The 19,779-nt window shown below is 69.6% G+C and carries 17 protein-coding genes and 3 pseudogenes; 7 read left to right on the plus strand and 13 right to left on the minus strand.

Features of this window, described 5'->3' with window-relative positions; translation table 11 throughout:
• Positions 1–33 precede the first annotated feature (33 nt).
• Positions 34–669: a class F sortase gene (locus AQJ30_RS07365; RefSeq protein ID WP_067230120.1), complete on the minus strand. Its 636-nt coding sequence runs from the start codon at positions 667–669 to the stop codon at positions 34–36.
• 15 nt (positions 670–684) lie between these two features.
• Positions 685–1,452 carry a hypothetical protein gene (locus tag AQJ30_RS07370; RefSeq protein ID WP_067230123.1) on the minus strand — a complete coding sequence of 256 codons (768 nt, stop codon included), beginning with the start codon at positions 1,450–1,452 and terminating at the stop codon, positions 685–687.
• A 715-nt stretch (positions 1,453–2,167) separates the two neighbouring features.
• Here AQJ30_RS07370 and AQJ30_RS07375 point away from each other — a divergent pair.
• Positions 2,168–2,968: a hypothetical protein gene (locus tag AQJ30_RS07375; RefSeq protein WP_159052304.1), complete on the plus strand. Its 801-nt coding sequence runs from the start codon at positions 2,168–2,170 to the stop codon at positions 2,966–2,968.
• Between the two features lie 247 nt (positions 2,969–3,215).
• Here AQJ30_RS07375 and AQJ30_RS07380 read toward each other — a convergent pair whose 3' ends face one another.
• The 5 genes and pseudogenes from AQJ30_RS07380 to AQJ30_RS07400 all read right to left on the minus strand — a co-directional run bounded on the left by AQJ30_RS07380 (position 3,216) and on the right by AQJ30_RS07400 (position 7,631).
• Entirely contained in the window at positions 3,216–3,770 is a 555-nt protein-coding gene (locus AQJ30_RS07380) for a phosphatase PAP2 family protein (RefSeq protein ID WP_067230127.1), read from the minus strand.
• Positions 3,767–4,072 (minus strand): annotated as a pseudogene (locus tag AQJ30_RS07385) (YihY/virulence factor BrkB family protein); the annotation flags it as partial. The gene AQJ30_RS07380 and the pseudogene AQJ30_RS07385, both read right to left, overlap by 4 nt.
• A gap of 26 nt (positions 4,073–4,098) precedes the next feature.
• Entirely contained in the window at positions 4,099–4,692 is a 594-nt protein-coding gene (locus AQJ30_RS07390) for an HAD family hydrolase (protein ID WP_067230132.1), read from the minus strand.
• A 36-nt stretch (positions 4,693–4,728) separates the two neighbouring features.
• A complete protein-coding gene (locus tag AQJ30_RS07395; RefSeq protein ID WP_079083899.1) occupies positions 4,729–6,000 on the minus strand; it encodes a cytochrome P450 in 1,272 nt (423 codons plus the stop codon).
• On the minus strand, positions 5,997–7,631 hold the full coding sequence (locus AQJ30_RS07400) for a prenyltransferase/squalene oxidase repeat-containing protein (RefSeq protein WP_159052305.1): 1,635 nt from the start codon (positions 7,629–7,631) through the stop codon (positions 5,997–5,999). The genes AQJ30_RS07395 and AQJ30_RS07400 overlap by 4 nt, the downstream gene beginning before the upstream one ends.
• Before the next feature lie 245 nt (positions 7,632–7,876).
• Here AQJ30_RS07400 and AQJ30_RS39940 point away from each other — a divergent pair, with 245 nt between their 5' ends.
• From AQJ30_RS39940 to AQJ30_RS38375, 4 genes are all read left to right on the plus strand, one after another.
• Positions 7,877–8,383 carry a hypothetical protein gene (locus tag AQJ30_RS39940; RefSeq protein WP_342671619.1) on the plus strand — a complete coding sequence of 169 codons (507 nt, stop codon included), beginning with the start codon at positions 7,877–7,879 and terminating at the stop codon, positions 8,381–8,383.
• 1,044 nt (positions 8,384–9,427) lie between these two features.
• On the plus strand, positions 9,428–9,829 hold the full coding sequence (locus tag AQJ30_RS07410; protein WP_067230140.1) for a hypothetical protein: 402 nt from the start codon (positions 9,428–9,430) through the stop codon (positions 9,827–9,829).
• Between the two features lie 561 nt (positions 9,830–10,390).
• Positions 10,391–11,071 (plus strand): HNH endonuclease family protein, encoded by a 681-nt coding sequence (locus AQJ30_RS07415; protein ID WP_079083901.1) that lies wholly within the window; start codon positions 10,391–10,393, stop codon positions 11,069–11,071.
• Between the two features lie 321 nt (positions 11,072–11,392).
• On the plus strand, positions 11,393–11,593 hold the full coding sequence (locus tag AQJ30_RS38375) for a hypothetical protein (protein ID WP_159052306.1): 201 nt from the start codon (positions 11,393–11,395) through the stop codon (positions 11,591–11,593).
• 108 nt (positions 11,594–11,701) lie between these two features.
• On the opposite strand, the gene AQJ30_RS07420 is transcribed toward AQJ30_RS38375, so the two are convergent.
• The 3 genes and pseudogenes from AQJ30_RS07420 to AQJ30_RS39190 all read right to left on the minus strand — a co-directional run.
• Positions 11,702–12,028, minus strand: coding sequence for a YidB family protein (locus AQJ30_RS07420; RefSeq protein WP_067230143.1), 327 nt, complete (start codon positions 12,026–12,028; stop codon positions 11,702–11,704).
• Positions 12,029–12,415: 387 nt separating this feature from the next.
• Positions 12,416–12,619 (minus strand): cold-shock protein, encoded by a 204-nt coding sequence (locus AQJ30_RS07425; RefSeq protein WP_067230146.1) that lies wholly within the window; start codon positions 12,617–12,619, stop codon positions 12,416–12,418.
• Positions 12,620–13,112: 493 nt separating this feature from the next.
• Positions 13,113–13,390: pseudogene (locus tag AQJ30_RS39190) on the minus strand (site-specific integrase); the annotation flags it as partial.
• Between the two features lie 366 nt (positions 13,391–13,756).
• Between AQJ30_RS39190 and AQJ30_RS07430 the strand changes: the two are divergent.
• Both AQJ30_RS07430 and AQJ30_RS07435 read left to right on the plus strand, forming a co-directional pair.
• Positions 13,757–14,014: a hypothetical protein gene (locus AQJ30_RS07430; RefSeq protein WP_159052307.1), complete on the plus strand. Its 258-nt coding sequence runs from the start codon at positions 13,757–13,759 to the stop codon at positions 14,012–14,014.
• A gap of 598 nt (positions 14,015–14,612) precedes the next feature.
• A complete protein-coding gene (locus tag AQJ30_RS07435; RefSeq protein WP_067230971.1) occupies positions 14,613–15,035 on the plus strand; it encodes an Hsp20/alpha crystallin family protein in 423 nt (140 codons plus the stop codon).
• A 561-nt stretch (positions 15,036–15,596) separates the two neighbouring features.
• Here the strand turns inward: AQJ30_RS07435 and AQJ30_RS36690 are convergent.
• The 3 genes and pseudogenes from AQJ30_RS36690 to fxlM all read right to left on the minus strand — a co-directional run.
• Positions 15,597–16,055: pseudogene (locus tag AQJ30_RS36690) on the minus strand (leucine zipper domain-containing protein); the annotation flags it as partial.
• Positions 16,056–16,461: 406 nt separating this feature from the next.
• The gene (locus tag AQJ30_RS07440; RefSeq protein ID WP_067230151.1) at positions 16,462–17,619 is read right to left on the minus strand and encodes a hypothetical protein; all 1,158 of its coding nucleotides are present in this window, start codon (positions 17,617–17,619) and stop codon (positions 16,462–16,464) included.
• 72 nt (positions 17,620–17,691) lie between these two features.
• A complete protein-coding gene (gene fxlM / locus AQJ30_RS07445) occupies positions 17,692–19,773 on the minus strand; it encodes a methyltransferase, FxLD system (protein ID WP_067230154.1) in 2,082 nt (693 codons plus the stop codon).
• Positions 19,774–19,779: the final 6 nt, after the last annotated feature.

The following is a 19,779-nucleotide window of genomic DNA, read 5'->3' on the forward strand; positions in this document are numbered from 1 at the left end:
CCGTGCGCGGGAGAGGTGACCAGGTGACTGCCCTCATGAGGGGGTGAGTTGTGCGGTGATGACGAGGTTGGATCGGTAGGTGCGGCGTGTGCTGTCCCAGCCGGTGCAGGTGATCAGGGTCAGGGTGGCGGTGTTGGTGGGGCCGTAGACGCGTTGGGAGGGGAAGGCGTTCTTCGCCCACACCTCGATGCCGGTGACGGTGAAGCGGGCGGTGCTGCCGTCGTGGCGGGTGACGGTGAGGGGGAAGCCCTTGCGCAGGGCGCCCAGGCCGTAGAAGGCGGCGGGTCCCTTCTCGGAGTCGACGTGGCCGACGGTGATCGCGTTGCCCCTTTCGCCCGGTGTGACGGATCCGGTGTACCAGCCGGCGTGATCGGGATCTTTGGGCAGAGCGATGGAACCGTCGCCGGCCCGGGCGACCTTCTCGACCGGGGTGTGCAGGCCGATCTTCGGGATGCTGATGACGGCGGGTTCCGAACGGGGCAGTCCCGCACTTGGTAGCTGGGGGACTGTGCTGTGCGCAGTGGGCGCGGTGCGGGCACTGGCGGGTGGGGTGGGGGGTGGCTGCGGCGCGGTCATGGCGGTGGCGAGGAGGGCGAGCGCGCCGGTGGTGAAGGCGGTGGCCGCCGCGGTGTAGACACTGCGGCGGCCACGAGGCCGGAAGCCGGTCATATGTGCCGGTGCCGGTCAGCTCTGGCGGCTGGAGCGGCGGCGCAGGTACAAGGCGCCTCCCGCTGCGGCGAGCAGCCCGCCGGCGGCGCTCAGTGCAATGGTGTCCCCGTTTTGTGTGCCTCCCATGCCGCCGGCGACCGCTCCGGCGGGGGCCATCTTCAGCGGCCCGCACAGCGCGGGGTCGGTGGCCTCGGCGGGCAGCTTGGGGTCGAGGTCGCTGGCACCCAGCACGTTGTCGTACTTGCCGTTGCCGTTGAAGTCGATGCCGTGGACGACGACGACGGCGTTCTCGGCCCGCAGTTCCTTTGCGGTCTCGTCATCGACGGTGATCGTGCGCTGGTAGGTGTACGAGGCGCCCATGGGGAAGCGCTCGACCGCGAGGGCCGAGTGGTCGGCACCGGTGTCACCGGAGGTGGTGAGCGAGGCGCCGATCTTGCCGTAGAACGGCAGACCGTCCGTGGTGTTCAGGCTCAGATGCCCGTTGTGCATCTTCGCCGCGGAGGCCGGCGGGCACTGGCCCTTGCCCGCGATGTGGAAGTGCTGGGCATGAGGCGCCCCTGCCAGCAGGCCCTGCGCCTTGATGGTCACGGTGGCCTGGTTCCCCTTGAGGTGCACCATCGCCGTCCCGGAGCCGGTGACCTTGCTCGTCGGTACCGGGGAGAGCATCGCGTGCAGTTCGGCGTCGCCGTGCGAAGCACCGCCCGCGAACGCCGTCGGCGCCAGGACCAGCCCGGAGGCTATCGCCGCCAGGGCAGCCACCGATGTGACCGTCTTCTTCTTCATGCGTACTCCAGCTGAGGGTTGGTACCGGCCGCCCGCCCCGGAGGCGAAGAGGGCGCGCACACAAAGCGCATACCGGTGTTTTTCATGACAGTCTGGGCGCACTCGCACAGCGCAGCCACCGTAAGCGGCCATTCGAGGGAAGCCGCCGAGAAAGTCCACCCTTGCCACGGATGCACACCCCTGTGGCAGGGCCAGGACGTCGCCCAGCGCACGCCCAACGCGCGCTGACAGCGTCGTGTTTTGCCCGACGTACCGCAGGCGCCCCGCCGGGTCGTAGCGGCGGGTGCCGTCACCGGCTCCCTGACGGCACCCAGGACGGTGCTGCTGGGAGTCGACGGCCTCAGGCGGCGGTGCGCACCTTGTACTCCCGCCCTGGCGCCGCCCGAGCGCCGACGGAGCCTGCCGGGACCTGCCGGTTGCGGTCGCCCCTGCTGAGTGAAGGAAACCGCAAGCACCAACACGACACCGACGCCCGCCCGGTCGAGGAGGAGTGCTGACCAAGACGACTTTCCCGTAATGAACTGGCTCCCTCACGTAGTTCGGGACGGTAGGTTCAGGCGACAGGGAACGAACATCTCCGGCCTCCTCGGGCGCCCGTCATACGTAAGCGCCTCTGTCCCCACGGAGCGTGGCGACGAGTGCGATATTCCAAGTCTGAGGAGCAGCAGGAGTCCGCCCGACAAGGGTTGTGACGAGGTTGAGCAGGAGTCAGCACGTGACCGAAGCCGCGAAGGAAATGCCGCACCACTTGGTGCCTGGCTCCCTGCCTGACGAGGTGAGCGAGGCGGTGGCCGAACTCGGTCTTGGTCGGGCCATCGCGTACGCCCGCGGTGGCGGTCGCCCCAAACGCAGACAGCTGACCCTGTACGCATTTGACGACGGCGCCGTCTTCACCGACCGTCGCGACCGAGTCATCGCCGCGCCCTACTGGGACGACGTGCGCTCATTGCTGTTCGACGTGCATGTTCTCATCAAGCCTCAGTTGGACATCGGCAGCGTCCTTCACCAGTTCGTCCGCTTCCTGACGTTCGACATTGACGACAGCGCCGCTCCCAGTCTGGAACTGAGGGACGCCCCCGACCGCACACTGGCCTCCGACTACGCCACATACGGCATGCGCGAGGATCTACGGCATGAGTTCGGGCCCTTGGTCAGCGCAGTTCGAGACAAAGTCGCCGCCGCCCAGATGCCCCGACTGGGCCAGGAGATCACGGAGGGCGCCGAGGCCCGGTTCGGGCCTTTCACCGTTTCGCGCGACGGGCTGCGCGGCAACGCCGAACTCATACCGTGGTCCGCCAAGCCGCTCATCTTCTACGGCTACCAGTGGAACGACACGCCGCCCATGGGCAACCGCGGTCTGGTGACCGTGCGCTGCGGCCCTGTGGACGGCGGTCCGTTCAGCCACGGTCCGGAACTGATGAGAGCCTGGTCTGCCCAAGTGCCGAATCTGCGGACGCTGGAACGCCTGTGCGACGGGATGCAATCCGACCCGCCTTTCATTCCGAGCGAGCGGTGACCCAAGAACGACGGTGAATATCGCCTTAGTTCCGAGCCGCACAGCCATGTGTCAGCCCCGGTCCTCCGCGAGGGGCGAAGGAACCGGGGCCATGTGCGCGCCGTTCGCCCGCGCAGGGGAAGCCGGGCGGCGGACAGCGCGGCCCTACCGCCACGCCGGTGCGGTGACGGGGCTGCCGACACGGTCGAGACCTCGTCGTGCCAGGTGGTCAACGCCCGGTCGGCTGCCGGGGTTACGTGACCGTCCCTCACAGGGTGATGAGGCGGCGGCGCAGCGGGTACGCGGCGCGGTGGGTGAGCCAGGCGGTGGTCAGGCCGATGGCGGCGCCGGCCGCGACGTCGCTGGGGTAGTGGGCGCCGCTCTGCACCCGCTCGACGGCGACCGCTGCCGCCGGTACCGCGCACAGGGCACCGGCCACCGGCCACGCCGGTGTGACGGCCGCGGTGAACGCCACGGCGGCCGCGGTGTGTCCGGAGGGGAAGGACGAGGAGTCCGGGCGGTCCTCGACCTCGTCGTGCGGGATCCACTCCTTGGGCGGCCGGCGCCGGCCGGTCACCTGTTTGCCTACGCCGTTGGACACCAGCTGCGCCACCACGATCGCCGCGATGCCCGCGGCTGCCGCCCTACGACCCCGCGGGCCGCCCCGCCACGCCATCATCCCGGCCATACCACACCACAGCTTCGAACTCTCGGCAGCCTCCTCGACCGCCGACAGCACCTTCGCCACCCCGGCCGGTATGCGGGAAGCCGCTTCCTTGGTTCCCAGCTCGTCGGCGTCGCGCACTTGATTCAGCAGTTTCATATGGTGCCGGTACCCCAGGTAAACGGCTTGCACCAAGGCCAGGCTGTCAGCTTGTCCGGGTGGCGGCGGTCCCCGTCGCTCCACTTGCGGGTGTCGCGCGGCTGGGTGTAGGGCTCGGCCTCCGGCGGGTGGCCCCCGGCGATCGCCTGCTGCCGGGCGGTCTCCGCGTCGAACTCCAGGCCCAGCAGGATCGTCAGGTTGCTGATCCACAGCCACGCCAGGAAGACGATGACGCCGGCCATCGTGCCGTACGTCTTGTTGTACGAGGCGACGTTGGCGACGTAGAACGCGAACCCGGCAGAGCCACCAGCTGCTGTCAGGCATCGAGTCATCGCCAAGGCAGTTGTCGGATGTCGAGGACGTGCATGCCGGCGGTGGTGGCGGCGGTGATGCCTTCGTCGGTGTCCTCGTGCGCCAGGCACCGGCCGGGGGCCATGTCCAGGAGGTGGGCGGCGTGCAGGTAGGCGTCGGGTGCGGGCTTGGGATGGGTGACGTGGTCGCGGCCGACAACGGTCCAGGGCAGGTCGTTCAGTCCGATGACGTTCAGGCCGGCGCGGACGATGTCGCTGTAGTTGGCGGAGACGACGGCGATGGCGGCGTGTTCGGCGGCGTCGCGTGCTGCGGCGGCGGCCGCGGTGATCGGGGTGATCTGGTCGGTGTGGGCGAACCAGTAGGCGCGTGCGGCTTGGACGAAGCTGTCCTCGGGCAGGGCGGCGGGTGGCAAGGCCAGGCGCCGGCGCAGTCGGGTGGCGGTGAAGACGGGTTCGGCGGCCAGCCAGGCGGTGGTGACGGTGATGCCGTGGGCGGCAAGCGAGGCCCGTACCGCGCCGTGGTTGATGTCTGTGGTGTCGGCGAGGGTGCCGTCGAAGTCGAAGGCGTAGGCGGCGTACGGGCCGCGCCCATCGGAAGTTGTCGTGGGCACCGTGTCGCTCCTTCCGTACCTCGGCTGCACGGCGATTCAGGCGGTGACGTGCACGAACAGCTGCGCGGGGCCGTGGACGACGCGGTGGGTGTGGGTGGGAATCTGGCCGGGGTCGGCTGTGGCTAGGCGCAGCGCGGGAAAGCAGCGCAGCATCGTGGTGAGCAGGGTGTGCAGTTCGGTGCGGGCGAGCTGGTCGCCGATGCAGTGGTGGGGGCCATGGCCGAAGCTGAGGTGTTTGGCGGCGTCGGGTCGGTCGGGAACGAAGCAGTCGGGGTCGGTGAACCGGTTGGGGTCGCGGTTGGCGGCGGGCAGGTGGAGGACGACCCGCTCGCCGGTCTGGATGGGTTGTCCGGCGATGGTGAGGGGTTCGCGGGCGACGCGCAGCAGGCCGAACTGCAGGACGGTGGCGTAGCGCAGGGTCTCCTCAATGACGCCGTCGACGAGGCCGGGACGGCGGCGCACTATCTCCCACAGGCGGGGCGGGCGCAGCAGCAGGAGCACGGCGAGGCCAAGGACGTTGGCGGTGGTCTCGTGTCCGGCGATGAGGATGAGCTGGGCCAGGGCGGCGATCTCGTCGTCGGTGAGTTTTGGGTCGCCGGCCTGAGCGTGGAGAAGTCCGGACAGCAGGTCGTCGGACGGCTGCTCGCGCCTGGCGGCGATCAGGTGCAGCAGGTAGTTCTTCAGTTCCGCTTTGCTGGCCAGGAGCTGGTCGCGGGTGCGGTCCAGGGAGAGAAGTTCGGTGGTCAGGCGCTGGTACTGGTCGCGGTCGGCAAAGGGAACTCCGAGGAGTTCGCTGATCACCAGGCAGGGGACGGGCAGGGCGACGACGGCCATCAGATCTACTGGGCCGGGTGCGGCGGCCAGGGTGTCGAGGTGGTTGTCGACGATGGTCTGGATCCGTGGGGCGAGCTTGTGGATGCGGCGGGTGGTGAACTGCCCGGCCACCAGGCGGCGCAGGCGGGTGTGTTCGGGAGGGTCGCTGGTGAGCAGGTCGGAGGGACGCAGGACGGCCATTTCCGCTGAGGTGATGAGGCTGGCGCGGACGTGGGAGTTCAGGTGCGGGCGCCGGGAACTGAGCCGCGGGTCGGCCAGCGCGGCGCGTACATGGTCGTAGCCGGTGACCAGCCAGCCCGGCGGTCCGTCGGGAAACGCCAGCGGTGCTACCGGCAGCTCGGAGCGCAGCTGCCGGAGCTCTTCGGGCAGGTCGAGCTGGGAGGGCCGCTCGACCGGCAGAGGGCGCGGTATACGGACGGTGTGCGCGGGGTGCAGACTGGGGGCGGCCGGTGGGTCGGCCGGGTGCCCGCTCACCGTGCCGGGACGCCGGTTGCCGGGCTGCTGTCGCAGCCGGTCAGGGCCAGCAGGACCCAGATGTCGGTGAAGACCGGCGCGTCGAACAGCAGCGGGCGGGGGGCGACCTGGTCGGGTAACGCGGTGAAGGCGCCGTCGGGTTGCTGTCGCGACAGCAGATGGTCCACACCCGCGCGCACCACCTGGTCTTCCTTCCGGCGCCGGTTCATCGCGGACAGGGCGAGCAGTGAGTAGCACGTGCTGGTGGTGTCGCTGGGATCGCCCGGGCGGTAGCCCCAGCCGCCGTCCTCGTTCTGCGCCCGGGCCAGGAACCGGTAGGAGGCGGCACTCGCGCCGGCGATGCGCCCGGCCAGGGTGATGCGGACCGGCTCGGGCAGGGAGTGCAGCGCCCACATCGCGCGCCAGATCGTGTTCGCTTCGCTCAGACTCCAGCTGCGCTCGAACGTCCCGTCCGGGTGCTGGGTGTCCAGCAGCCAGCGCGCCCCATTCGCCAGCAGATCACCGTGATCGACGCCGTTCCAGGCCAGGGCGCAGAGGGCGCCGGCAGTCATGCCCACCTCGGAGGGGTCGCCCTTGATGTAGGTGGGGAACCCGCCTTCGCTTGCGGCGATGGCCCGGAAGTACCCGCCCGCCCGCTCCAGCGCCGGCCGGTAGCGGACGGGATCAACGGCGGCCAGGCACGCCGCGGCATAAGAGCTGGCGTCGACGTCGCTGTGCCGCATGTGCTCGCCGAACACCCACCCGCCGTCCGGCATCTGCTGACCGGTCAGGTAGTCGCACATGCGGTGCAGCAGACCACGGTCCGCGCCTGCCCGAGCCAGGGCCAGCCCGGCGGGGCCGGTGCTGAACACATCCAGGTTCGACATGCTCGGCACACCCCCGTCCGGGTTTCGGCACGCCAGCACCGCCGCTGTACCGGACTCCACCAACCGGTGGCCGGGGGTGAACTCCTGGACGGCGAGCAGCGCCATCAGGTGGGCGGCGGGGTAGTTCTCCCACACCGGTGCCCGGCTTGAGCCCAGCAGCTCCAGCAGCCGCCGACGCTCCTGCTCGGTGATCTGCTTACCCGCGCCGAGACCGTGCGCGACCACGACCCGCACACTCAGCATGATCATCTCGATCCAGGTGACCGTATTGTCGCTGGCGTCGCGGGGGCTTTGATCCTGGCGGGGAGGGCGGAGCATGGACTCCTCGAACGGGGCCGCACCGGCCACGGCCAGGTACACGTCGAACAGCAGCCGCTTGCGCGCACGGGAGAAGTGGTCGAACCCAGCCAGCAGCTGACTGCCGACCACGTCGGCGCCGGGACCGCGGCCGTCGAGGACCGCCTGCGCCATGGCTGCGCCGAACGCGTCGGCCCGCGCCTGCGGGGTGGCCAGGTACGCCGCGAGTTCACGCTGCTGCAGCGGGTGGCTGCCGCGCCGACGCAGCAGCACCAGCAGCAGCGCCGACTCCAGCGCCCTACTCGCGCACGGCCTGCGCACCGCACCGTCCGCACCGACCATCGCAGTCAGGGCCGCACACACGCTTTCCCGGGCCGCCGTCAACCGCCCGGCCGCCGACTGTCCGGTTGCCGCAGCCAGGTCACCGGACCCACCCGGACCGCTCGTGCCGATCTCGCTCGTCGTCACCGCAAGCTCCTCGCTCTCCGGCCGCGGCCGCCGGACCGCTCCGCGCCGGCAGCCGCGCATCAGCGCCCGCCAAGAGCGCATAGACACACCCGAGCGAAGCGCTCACGAAGCCAGGGAAAAGGCTGTTTTTCGCAGCTGGTGTGAAAGGTGCTGATACGCGCCACTGGCTGAACACTTTGTGATCAGTGGTGTCGCTGTAAGGAGCCACACATGTCTCTGTCTGTGGCGCTGCCGGTGCCGCACTGATGGCGAGACCCACCGCGCCATGGCCAGAACTGGTCTTCGTCCGCGCGGCCAAGCGGGCCACCCTGCACAAGCCAAGCACCGAACTCGTTCTCGTTCGCACCGAGGCCTGCTGGATCACCCACCAGCCGAACCGGCGGCATGCCACGATCCGACTTCCATCGCGGGTCAGCCCGACCCAGGCGTGCCGTTTAGTGCGTCGCTTCGTTGAGCCGGGCATGGGAACAATGATCATGCGCGGCGTGCTCGCCGCTGCCGCAGTGACCGTCGCTTGTGCCATGAGCGCCGCACCGGCCCTGGCCGACAACGGCAGCGACTCTGGCAGCGTGAACGCCGCCAGCAACTGGAACTTCACTGCGGATGCGGTGTGCCGGCAAGAGGTCGCCGTCGTGCCCGCCCTGGGCGATTACGTCAGCGACGACGTCAACAACTGCTCCAACGGCAACGTCATCGACCACACCGCCCAGCATCTGGCCGGAGGCACCGTGGACGCTCTGAGCAGCCACTGACGTCCGCCCCCCGGGGCACCGAAGGCGCTGACCACCGCGGACAGCGGGGATCGGTGGCCAGTGTTCCTGCCCTGGTGATCCACCGGGAACGCCATGGGGCGGTGCTGGAGTCCCGGACTCGGATGCCCGGCTTGCAGCGCTGGCGACCAGCACCCGGATAGACGACGGTGCGGGACTCCTTACCCGGGAGCCCGGCGACGGCGGAGGGCGGCGCATGCACCTGGCGATATGCGAGGCGCTCCGACGGCTATTTCAAGATCGACCATGGTGGGTCGCGGGGTGTCCGCGCTCCTCGCGACCTCCCCTCCGGCATGACACCTGACCGTTACTCGGGGGCGGTCAGGCGTCATCACGTCCTTCAGGCGAGGTCCGGCACAGGCCGGGGGCTGGGACAGCGATGAGCTTCGAGCGCGCGATGAGAGCCAGTGCCGGTGCGTCATGGTGAGGGCGGCCGTCGCCCAGTGCCGTTAGTGCCGGGTACTTATCGCGATCCCGTCGCGTGATGGTCCCCGTCACCTGGAGCACTTTCGGCAGTTTCTGCCGTGTCGGCTGCGTCACTGTCTTCGGCGGCGCTCTCCGGCTCGGCGGTGAGTGTGGCAGTCGCTGCCTCCTCTGTGGACGCCTCGCTCTTCTTGTGACGGAACTTGCTGAAGACACCCATGGGACTTTCCTCCGGTGGCCGGTTGGTCACAGTGTTTCCTGTTGGCCGCAGGTGCCGCCACCTGTGGCGACCGTTCGCCGAGCACCTGCCGGTGCTGCATTCCGGCCGGGCAGCACTCGAGCTGCCTGTACCGGTCCAGGAACTGGCCTCTGCGCGTGCGTCCTTCGGTCACCGGGAGGGCCAAACCACCCTTGAGTGGGCGCGTGAAGCCTTTGCGGCTACGTGGCTGCTGCTCACGCCCGACACGGCCGCCCTGCGCGCGCCCACCGTGCGGGTGACCTGCGGCATGAACCCGCGCCTGGGAGCCAAATACCCCCTCGGGAAGACCTACCGAAACGGTCTCCCCGTCCCTGAACCGGACTTTCTGACGTGGAGGCACACGTATGCAGGTGAAGAAGAAGTGGACGCGGACGGCCGGGATCACAGCCGCAGGGCTGTGCCTGACCGGCCTCGGCGTCATCGGCGGGATCGCGATCGCGGCCCCCTCGGGTTCCCAGGCCCCGTACGCCAGGGCCGGCGCCCTGGTCAACGCCGACGGAACGGTCGTCCACTCCAAGAACGTCAGTGAAGTGACCAAGCCGGCCGGCCACAACTACTGCGTCAGGATCAACGACGACGACATCGACCTGTCCAGGGCTCTGGTGACGGCCACGCCCCGCGACGGCATCAGCACCAGCATCCGCGCCATCGCCGGCGGCTGCGCGAACGGCAGGGGAGTCCTGGTGGGCACCTACGACACCACCAACCACGGAAGGGCCGCCGGGTTCTACCTCGCCGTCCTCTGACCGCAACGCTGCCCGCGCCGCCTGCGCCGACCGTCGTCGGTCAGGCGGCCTGGGCGGCATGGGACACGGCGGCCGAGGAGGCGTGGTGTCGACGGCGAACCCGCTTCACCTCGCAACGGTCTCATCCGCGTTCGATGCCCCTGGCTGCCGCACATGAGCCTTTGGGGTCGGCTTCCGCTGATGTCGAGCTGCGCCTCACCGACCCCGGCCTGCGCGAGCAGCTTCAGGCGCGGCGTGGTGAGGACACGGATCCGTCATCCGACTCGCCTCTGGTCCGTTCGATGCTCTCGCCGTCCGACCTTCACCGTTCATGACGCCGCAGGGACATGCTGTGGTTCGGAACATCGGCAGAAAAACCGTGTCCCGCAGCGACCTACCGGCCTTCCTGTTTCAGGCCTCTCGGCAGGAGCGGGTCTCTAAGCGGGCCGTCGCTCCGTAAGCGTTGACTATCGCACTTACCGCCCGATCGAGTAGAGCCGCTACCGCTTCCCGGGCGTGTCCGGCTCCGGGCCCGCTACGAAGATCACGACCCGTCGGTGTTCTTCGAGAGGGCCCCTCCTCGTGTTCTTCGCCCGTGCTGCCGCCATCGCCGCCGCCTTCATCGTCCTGCTGCTCCCCACCACCGCCCACGCCGCTCCGGCCTACCCTGCCTTGCGCGAGCCGGGCCAGACGCTCACCGCACCCGTGCGTGATGTTCTGGCCCACCTGCCCATCGCCCAGGAGAACCGCACCGGCTACCAGCGCACCGCCTTCAAGCACTGGGTCGACGCCGACCGGGACGGCTGCAACACCCGCGCCGAAGTTCTCAAGGCCGAAGCCGTCGTCGCCCCCGAGCAGGGCGCCCGCTGCGCGCTGAGCGGGGGCGAGTGGTACTCGCCCTACGACGACCGGTACATCAACGGCCCGTCCGGCCTGGACATCGACCACCTGGTCCCGCTCGCCGAGGCCTGGGACTCCGGCGCCTCAGCTTGGAGCCCAGCAGAGCGGGAGGCCTACGCCAACGACCTCGGTGACGACCGCGCCCTGATCGCGGTCTCGGCCGCCTCCAACCGTTCCAAGGCCGACCAGGACCCCTCCACCTGGCTGCCGCCGGCCGCCGGGTACCGCTGCCAGTACGCCACCGACTGGATCGCCGACAAGACCCGCTGGGGCCTGAGCATCGACATCACCGAGCACGGCACGCTCGCCGACGCCCTTGCCGGCTGCCCCGACGCCCCCGTCACGGTCACACTGGCCCGCTGAAACACCTCCCGCCCAAGGCCTGTCCGACGGGTCAGGCCCTGGTGTGTGTCCAACAGGTCTTCGTGCTTGCGCTTTCCGTTGCGGCAACTTCTACGGTCATGCGGGTGGCCGGACCGGCCGGCTCGGCGAGGGAGGTACCGGCATGGCCTGGTAGATCGCGGAGGTGACGCGGATGTCCAAGGTGACATCGCGGACGCGAGCGGTGGCCCGGCGGCCGGGCACTGTACGACCCGCGCCCCGACGCCCCGCGCCCGCTGCTGCTGTATCGCTGAATCGGGTGATCTTGCCCTGATTGCCTTGTGTGTCAGTTCGGTCGCCCTCGTGTCTGCGAAGCTGACCCTCCCTCAGGGGACCAGCCGCCTGCTCCCCGGGACCCGGGCCGCCGTCACCATGGAGCTGAAGCACGTTGTCGCGATGGAGGCCGGCACCCCGTTCACCGTTGCCGACCCCGGCAACCGCAGCGTCACCGTCGCCACCGGCACCGTCACCAACGTAGAGAACCTGGCACCCGCCCGCGCCTGAGCACCCGCGAAGGCGCACTGACGCGCGGAACCGGGGCTTGCGGCTGAGCCCTGCGCCATGCGGCGTTGCCGTCGCAGGCGGGGAGCGCCCAGCCGCAAGCCGAGCCGCTCAGGACTGGAACGCCTGCAGGTGCTCGTCGAACTCCTCGTCGTCCAGCAGTTCGCCTCGGGGAGTGACGGCGTCCGCAGCTGCAGGAAGTTCCTGCGCAAGCTGCTCCGCGTACGCTTCGACCGTCATGTCCGCCTCGGCCGCGGCCTGCGCGAGGCTGTCGCGGCCGAGGGCGCTCAGCAGCTGTGCCCCAGTGATGGGCAAGTTCTCCACGGCGTCGCTGACCCAGGACCCCACCTGGTCGGCGTACCCGTTCTCAGCGAGGAACATCAGCAGGTTGCCGAGGCTGTCGGCCGTGACTTCGGTAGCAGCGGATTCGCTCGTCACTTCGCTCCCTCCTTGGACTTGGATGCCGCGGCTTTCCCGAGGTTCTTCAGCTCTTCGCGCGCCTTGCGCCTGTCGAATCGTGGCAGGACTTTCGGCAGCGGCCTCACAGCACCAGGCAAGAGAAGTCGGCGCATGGGTGTCCTCTCCTATAACGATCACCAGCGATCAACACGAGAGTGTCCGAAAAGTCGCTTTCGGTTGCATATCTTCAATAATGGAACAGGCGGAGGGGGCTCTACCTGGCGCGGCCACCCTTAATGGTCTGTCTGACCAGTCCGACATCACCGGCAGGCCGATGTTTCGCTGCGCGACACGGATCTTGGCCCTCCAGGTCAGGTGCGAAGTGCTCCGTACCAGGGTGGTACGGAGCACTTCGCGGGTCGTGGTTCAAATGACCCTGATGTTCTCCGCCTGCATACCCCTCTGGCCCTGGGTGACGTCGAACTCGACCTTCTGGCCCTCGTGGAGCTCGCGGTAGCCCTGGGCGGCGATGTTGCTGTGGTGGGCGAACACGTCGGCTCCGCCGCCGTCCTGTTCGATGAAGCCGAAGCCCTTTTCCGAGTTGAACCACTTCACGATTCCCGTAGCCATGCTTCCTCCTGGTCAAGGCGGGGCACGCGTCGGTCGCGCATCCCTGGGATCGAGGTGATCGCTGTGCCGTGCTCGCGGCGCTCCGATCGCCTACTGGGTCAGGTTGATGATCTAGTTCAGTTCGTCGGTGGCATCAGCGATCGCGTTCTGGTTGCGCTGCCAGGACTGTGAACCCTTCCCCTCGCGGCTTCCCGCGAGGTTGCCGACGACGGACACCGCGTCGTCGAGTGCAGAGGCGCGAGGGTGCCTCACCGGGCCGGTGAGGCACCGAGCCCGCCTGAGGTGGCGGCCTGAGCGGGCGCGAACAGGAGCAAGGGCAAGCCGGCGGCCATGGCGGAGGCTCCGAGGAGAGTGCGGTTGATCTTCATGCACGGTCAACGCATCGTCATCATCGCGAGACACGCCTCCAACCCGGTGACGTACACGCCCCCACCGAACCCAGCTCCAGGTAGCGGATGGATGGTGGGCCGGCGTAGCCCCCAGGGCGCAGCACTTCGCGCAGGTGGACGTCCCGGCGGGCGATCAGCCGGTCGATCGCCATCTTCGACCGCACCGGGGTGTCGGAGTCCCGCGGCGGCATCCCCTTCGTTCGGGCCGGGACCGCCGGCCCGTCATAGCCGCACTCAGCGCACCAGCCGGTCCAGGACAGCACCACGCCGCGGCGGGCGTTCTAGGTGTTCACCGCCGAGCTGCCCCAGAGCAGTCCAGCGCCTCGCCGATCTCGTGGTCCGCCACCGCGGCAAGCGGCCGGCTTTCGCCGATCCGCTCGGCGGGTATGCACGCGTGTTCTTCCCAACGCGGCCCGGGCGGAGGAGGTTACGGCGTATGTGACCGGTCAGGTGACCGGGTTCTGCGGTGGTCCGTACGGCCGTGCGGTGGGGCGGCAGGCGGCCCTTCGCCGTCTGTCGAGGCGTTGCTGACCTGCTGACAGGGGTGCGCGTATGCCGGGGTCGGCGCGGCCGGCGCGGGGTGTCGTGTCCTGGGCCGGTGTTGTGGTGTGTCGGCGTGGCTTGCTGAATCGTGCCTGCGTGGCGTACACCGCGCTTCACGGTTATCGGGACAGCAGCAGCGTCCCGCCCGGGCAGCGGCGTCAGGCCGCTTCGGGCGGGGTGTTATGCGGCGGGGGAGTGAGCGGTGATGTTCCAGGGGCGGGACCGAGTGGAGGGAGCCTGCGGGGTGGGGTCCGGCACGGCGGGCCAGGAGGGCCCGTTCGGGCCGGGCTGGAGCGTTGAGAGCGGCCCGGGGGAAGCCGAGGGCCTGAACATGGCTGCGGTGGACGCCTACGCCGTGTATGTGGCTCACATCGAGGTCTGTGGTGAGTGCGGGGCGCAGCGCTGCGTGGTGGGGCAGGAGCTGGTGGAGGTTTACCTGCGCGAGGTGCGCCGTCGCCGGTAGGGCATTTGGTTTCCGGTCCCGGCTGCGCCGGGATAGGCGGCCGGGACCTAAGGTGCTGCGGCGGCCCGGAAGGAGGCCTGCCGGTCTGGTCGGACAGAGTGTGACGCCCTGGCGGGCTCAATTCGTGTGTATGCCCGGCAGCGTCAGAGCGGCTCCAGCCCGAGGCCGGCCAACGCGGTGAGCTGTTGGCCGTCAGCTTGGCCGGGTCAGGCTCCCAGAGCCGTGCGCATCCGCTGGTAGCGATCAAGGTCGCTCCACGTGTCGTGGGTCGGCGGAGCGGGGCGACGTCGCCCGATGCACCAGGCCCAGGTACTGGCTCCGAGGCTCGTGAGCAGCGGTGGAAGCAGCCAGGCCAGAGCATCCATGTTCGTCTCCTCCTTCTTCAGTTGCTCGTTGCCGTTGGGACGAGCGTGGTCAGCCCGGCGATACGCGAGAGCCTCCACCCCCGCTCGCCCGCTTCTCCATATACCGATCCATCCCTGGCTATGACAAGCTACCACTGCGGGAAGTTGAGTTGAGAGTTGTCAACTTTCCGGGTGCCGGGTATATAAGAAGTAGCGCAACGCACGAGACAGGAGGGTGTGAAGGAGGGATGCAGATGCTGATGCGTACCGATCCTTTCCGGGAGCTCGACCGACTCGCCGAACGGGTCTGGGGGACGGCTGCGCGGCCCGCGGCGATGCCGATGGACGCCTGGCGCGAGGGCGACACGTTCTACGTCGATCTGGACCTGCCGGGGGTGACGCCGGAGTCGATCGATCTTGATGTCGAGCGCAACGTCCTGACGGTGAGGGCCGAACGCAAGCCAACGTACGGCGAGAACACCGACACGGTGGTCACCGAGCGGCCCGTGGGGACGTTCAGCCGGCAGCTCTTCCTGGGTGAGACCCTGGACACCGACCGGATCGACGCCTCCTACGAGGCCGGCGTGCTCCGGCTGCGGATTCCGGTCGCCGAGCAGGCCAAGCCCCGCAAGATCGCCATCAGCGGCGGCGAAAGCCGCAAGGAGATCACCGGCTGACCCCCCACTCAGCGGGCGGGCCGTGTGCTCTCTGTCCCTGCTGCTGGTGACTGCCAGGGGTGCGCGCCGTCCCTCGAAGGGGTGTTTTCACGTGCTGGAGAAAGAAAAATGCGAAAAGCATATTGATGCGGTAAGTGACGGCCCGCCTCCTCAAAGAATGGCCGAAGCCGGCCCCTCCCGCGGGCGAGTCACCGGGGCGGGACGCGGGTCGCAGGCGAGGACTGTCCGGCGCTTCGGCGCGATGGTCCGGAAGGCTTGCAATTGCACAGAGGCGCCCGTCGAGTGGGCGGCCGTGGTCGTGCGGCGGGTTGGCACGGGAGGCGCGAGTCGCGCGCGATTGCTGTGGCGGGCGCCGTCCCAACGGCCAGCGGGTGCCAAGAGACTGGAGGTCGGCGGGAGCGCGTCGTGACCCAATGACGAGCTGGAACGGGTTGTCGGCCTACGCCTGTACGAGGCGGCGGATACGGCTGGCCGCGGTGATGAGTGAACACCACAAGCTGTGCCCGGGCCCTGTGCCCGATGGACAATGCTCGGGAACGGCGGGAACCAGGTGGAGGGCAGGCCGCCGCCGTCGGGGATGCGGCCGAGCTTTTTGACGCCGATGTGGACCAGTTCCCCGGGCCGGGCGCGTTCGTAGCGGCGCACGGGCTCGCCGGTGGCCCGGTCGCAGGCGGCCAAGGCGGGCAGGCCGTGGCGGACGAGGATGCGGTGGGCGGTGGAGGCGGCGACGCCGGTCCGGGCTGCCAGCCGCACCGACCCGATCCGATGCTCGTGCCGCAGTTGCACGACCTGCAGTTCGACCGCGGCGGGCGTCTGGCGCGGGCTGTGGTGGGGGCGGCTGGAGCGGTCGTGCATGCCGGCCTGGCCCAGCTTGCGGTAGCGGCTCGCCCAGCGGGCGACGGTGGTGTGGCTGACCTGGAAGCGTTCCGCGGCCCGCCGCAGCGGCCAGCCGTCGTCCACGACACACCGGGCCAGACGCAGCCTCCCGGTCGCAGCCAGCGGGGCATTACGGTGGGACACGAGGGCCTCCTGCGGTCAGGTGCAGATGTCGCAATCCACACCGAACCCAGAAGGCCCTCACCCGTTCAAGCACCCAGCATGCGTGTCACCAACGTCCCGGGACAGCACATCTAGATTCTGGGCTCATGCATCCTTGACCTACGCGCGGGCAGGCTTCCCGGACCGTGACCGCAACCGGGCGCTGCGTGCGCTGCGGCCTCCGCGGGTGGCGGGGCGGTGGTGATGCCTGAACGGGCGAGGCCGCGGCGTCGGGTGTGGGGAGGGTCCCTCGATTCGGCTGCATCGCTTCGGACAGTCCTGGGCTACCAGGAGGTGGGGCCGAGGCTCGTGAGGGCGGTGGGCCGCGGACGGAGCGTTTACGCGCCTCCTGACTGTGGCCATCAGCGAGAGCCGTTCGGCGGGGCGTTCATCGGCTGGCGCCCTTCTCGTCGAGGGACACCTCGCTCTGGGGCGTCTTCTGTACGGGTCCGAGGGAAGCCACGCTTTCTCGGATCACTCCGCTACTGGTCCGAAGCGCATGGACCAATCTGGCGGCCGAGGTCGGAGGTAGCCTTCCGTCGTCCAGTCCGCACGCGTGGACGAGGTCTCGTGCAGCGTTCGTTTTCCCGGCGGAGATCAGGTTGGTGAACCGGGGGTTGACCAGGCACTCGCGGGCGGCGTAGCCGTCGGTCGCGGCCATGGTCCGACGGTGCAGTTCCTCGGCAACGAGGGGTGCTTCGGGGCTGTCGGACTGGTCGAGGAGGTCCAGGACGGTCAGTCCGAGGCGTGTGTCGAAGACGGTCGTACCGATGTCGGGTTTGCGCTGCACATAGCTGTTCACCAGCTCGGGGAGCAGGTCGTCGACGGGGCGGTGGGCGGCTCGGTGGCACATCACAGCCAGGCAGGCGGTGACGGCGTTTTCCCAGGGTTCGCCAGGTGTCGTGTGGGCGATGAGACTGGTGGCGTGGTCGGGGTCGCCGTGGAGGGCGGCGAGTACGGCGACCTGCCGGCCGTCCAGCATCCGCAGTCCGAGGCCGTGGTGTTTCTCGATGTGAGCCAGGGCCTCGGTCCAGCGGCCGGCGGTGGTCAGGGTGCGGGTGCCGTCGGCGAGGATCACCCGCCACAGCCAGGCGCGTACCTCGTCGCGATCGGTGTCACTGGTGGTCAGCTTTGCGGGGATGCGGACGCCTTCGAACTCGGCGGTGGCGGCGTTGCTGACGGCGTCGAAGAGGTCGAGGAGGCGGTGGCGGCCGTCGTCGGTGTTGCCGGCGCGGATCTGGAGGCGGGCCAGGTTGACGACGGGTTCGAGGGCTCGGATCGCGGTCATGCCGGGGAGGGGGGTGGCGTGGAGGTAGGCGGCAGCGTGCTGGTGGCACCACTGGCGGGCGAGGTCGGGCAGGCCGAGGTCGGAGGCGATAAGCGCGACCTGGTTGTAGACCGCTGACGCCAGGCCCTGGTCGGCCTTCGTCTGGGCCGTGGCGGAGAGCTCGACCAAGGCGCGGACACGCTGCGGGAGCGGCAGGCAGGCGGGGCGGAAGCGAGAGATAAGGGGGAAGCGCCGGGCTATGGATGCGTACGGGTCCATTGGGACTCCCGGGGAAGGGAACGGCGAGCGGGGGCGCGGGCCCGCCGTCGGTCGGCGGGCCCGCGCCGGGGGCTACGGCCAGGTGACGAGGACGCGGTTGAGCGGGGTGCCGAGGACGAACGTGCCGGGTCGCGGGTCGACGGGGGGCGCGTCGAGCGGCAGGAGCTCGAAGGCGGCTTCCCGGCCGCGGTACTCGCGGTCCCAGGTGCGGATGGCGTCGGCGACTTGGGAGGCGAGTTCCTCGCTGCCGGGGCCGTGGCCGACGACGCCGAACTCCCAGAGCTTGCCGCCTTCGGGTGTCTTCTCGTCGAGCAGGCGCCGGGTGAGGTAGGTGAGCGCGCCCTTGTCCACGGCGGCCGTGGAGGAGGGGTAGGGGTCCTCGGTGAGCACGGTGCCCTTGGCGGCCTGGGGGAACAGCATGCGGATCAGGCCGGAAGGCAGGGAGCAGGAGACGAAGAGCTCCATCCACTCCGGGCTTTCCATGGCGCGGACCTTCATCCCGGTCCACTGCTCGGTCCGCGGTTGTTCCAGGACGCCGGCGAGGGCGTCGGCGTCGATTTGCTGTCCGGCAGGGGCCTGTAGGCGCACGGTGCTCTGCTTGGAGAGGGGGATGGCACGGCGGTCGTCGTCGGCGATGCCGCGCCGCAGTGGCATGAAGGTGTTCATCTGGGAGCCGGACGAGACCCATCGGCCGTCGCGCTCTTGGTAGACGATGGAGCGCGAGACGCTGCCCTTGAGGCGCTGGGGGGTGACGAGCCGACCGCCGGGGGCGAGCTGTGCGAGCCAGGCGGACGGGATGCCGTGTGCGCCGACGGTGGCGATGATCCGGTCGTAGGGCGCGCCTTCGGCGTATCCGAGGGCTCCGTCGCGGGTGAGGGCCTGGACGTTTGTGAAACCGGTGTCGGCGAGGTGGGCGCGGGCGCCTTCGACGAGGTCGTCGTCGACGTCGATGGTGGTGACGTGTCCGTCGGGGCCGACGAGATGGGCGATGAGGGCGGCGTTGTAGCCCGTGCCGGCGCCGAGTTCGAGGATGCGCTCGCCGGGCTGGGCCTGGAGCTGGTCGAGCATGAGGGCGACGACACTGGGCTGGGAGGCGCACGAGATCGACGTGCCGTCGGTGTCGTACTTGATGTTCACCGGCGCGTTGGCGTAGGCGTCGGTGAGCGGCGCGTCGGGGACGAACCGGTGCCTCGGGACCGTGCGCAGGGCGTTCTCGACCTCGGGGGTGCGAGCGTGGCCTTCAGCCTTGATCTGGTCGACCAGGGCGTTACGCAGCCGTTCGGCGTCGGCGTCGGGTGTGGTGAGCGTATCGGTGGTCACCGCGCTGACGCTATCGGCGCCGGAGTCGTTCGCCGCTGCGGACGCGGTGTTGTCACTCGATCCCATGACTACCTCTCGTGTGCTATGGAACAGGGCGTGCTGGTCTGCGGCAGGCAGGCCGGCACGGTTGGCGTGAAAGATCACGTGGTGGGTGATGACGGCGCGCAGACCCCGGGTCAGTTCGCCCTGCGCGGCGAGGCGGGCGAGGGCCGCACCCGCCCGTTCGAACGCGGCGATCCACAGCGCGTGGCCGTCCAGCGGCCTGCCCGCCCGGCACAGGCTGCGCGCTTCGGTGGTCATCAGCTTCCGCATCGCCGGCAGAAGACTCTCGGACAGGCCGGCTAGCGGGGCGTCGGTGCCGGGGCGCAGGGCGGCGGCCTTGCTCCACACATCACCCTGCTCGAACCAGTCGAGATGCGCGGCGCGCATCATGCTGCTCAGCAGCAGAACGGCCATCTCCGCACGGTCCAGGTGACCGGGGCCCGGTTGGTACGCGAGGAGGTGACGGCTGTCCTCGTGGAAGAGGTCGTGCGCGGCCGCCATGGCAGGCCGGCCACCGAAGGCGTCCGTCTCCGGCTCGTAGATCCCGGTCGTCCAGGAGAGCGCGATGCCATCCGCGACCAGATCGTCCAGCAGCGCCGTTACGGCCGGGGCAGCGCGTTCGGCCAGGTACCGCAGTGGCCAGGGCTGCTTGTTCATGAACCACCAGCCGCTGAGCTGCCGGGTCGCTTCCGCCTCGCGCAGGACGGGGGCGAGACGGTCGGCAATGGCGGCGCGCGCCGTCTGCCGGTCGGGGAAGGTGATCTGGTGCTGCTGCCAGTGGCCGGCGGGCATCGGGGT

It is taken from the genome of Streptomyces longwoodensis (genome assembly GCF_001514125.1).
Lineage (GTDB): Bacteria > Actinomycetota > Actinomycetes > Streptomycetales > Streptomycetaceae > Streptomyces > Streptomyces longwoodensis.

Excerpts from the sequence above, each read along its gene's own strand:
- AQJ30_RS07365 (WP_067230120.1), bottom strand. The coding sequence starts at position 669 with ATGACCGGCTTCCGGCCTCGTGGCCGCCGCAGTGTCTACACCGCGGCG.
- AQJ30_RS07370 (WP_067230123.1), bottom strand. The coding sequence starts at position 1,452 with ATGAAGAAGAAGACGGTCACATCGGTGGCTGCCCTGGCGGCGATAGCC.
- AQJ30_RS07380 (WP_067230127.1), bottom strand. The coding sequence starts at position 3,770 with ATGAAACTGCTGAATCAAGTGCGCGACGCCGACGAGCTGGGAACCAAG.
- AQJ30_RS39940 (WP_342671619.1), top strand. The coding sequence starts at position 7,877 with ATGGCGAGACCCACCGCGCCATGGCCAGAACTGGTCTTCGTCCGCGCG.
- AQJ30_RS07410 (WP_067230140.1), top strand. The coding sequence starts at position 9,428 with ATGCAGGTGAAGAAGAAGTGGACGCGGACGGCCGGGATCACAGCCGCA.
- AQJ30_RS07425 (WP_067230146.1), bottom strand. The coding sequence starts at position 12,619 with ATGGCTACGGGAATCGTGAAGTGGTTCAACTCGGAAAAGGGCTTCGGC.
- AQJ30_RS07430 (WP_159052307.1), top strand. The coding sequence starts at position 13,757 with ATGTTCCAGGGGCGGGACCGAGTGGAGGGAGCCTGCGGGGTGGGGTCC.
- AQJ30_RS07435 (WP_067230971.1), top strand. The coding sequence starts at position 14,613 with ATGCTGATGCGTACCGATCCTTTCCGGGAGCTCGACCGACTCGCCGAA.
- AQJ30_RS07440 (WP_067230151.1), bottom strand. The coding sequence starts at position 17,619 with ATGGACCCGTACGCATCCATAGCCCGGCGCTTCCCCCTTATCTCTCGC.
- fxlM (WP_067230154.1), bottom strand. The coding sequence starts at position 19,773 with ATGCCCGCCGGCCACTGGCAGCAGCACCAGATCACCTTCCCCGACCGG.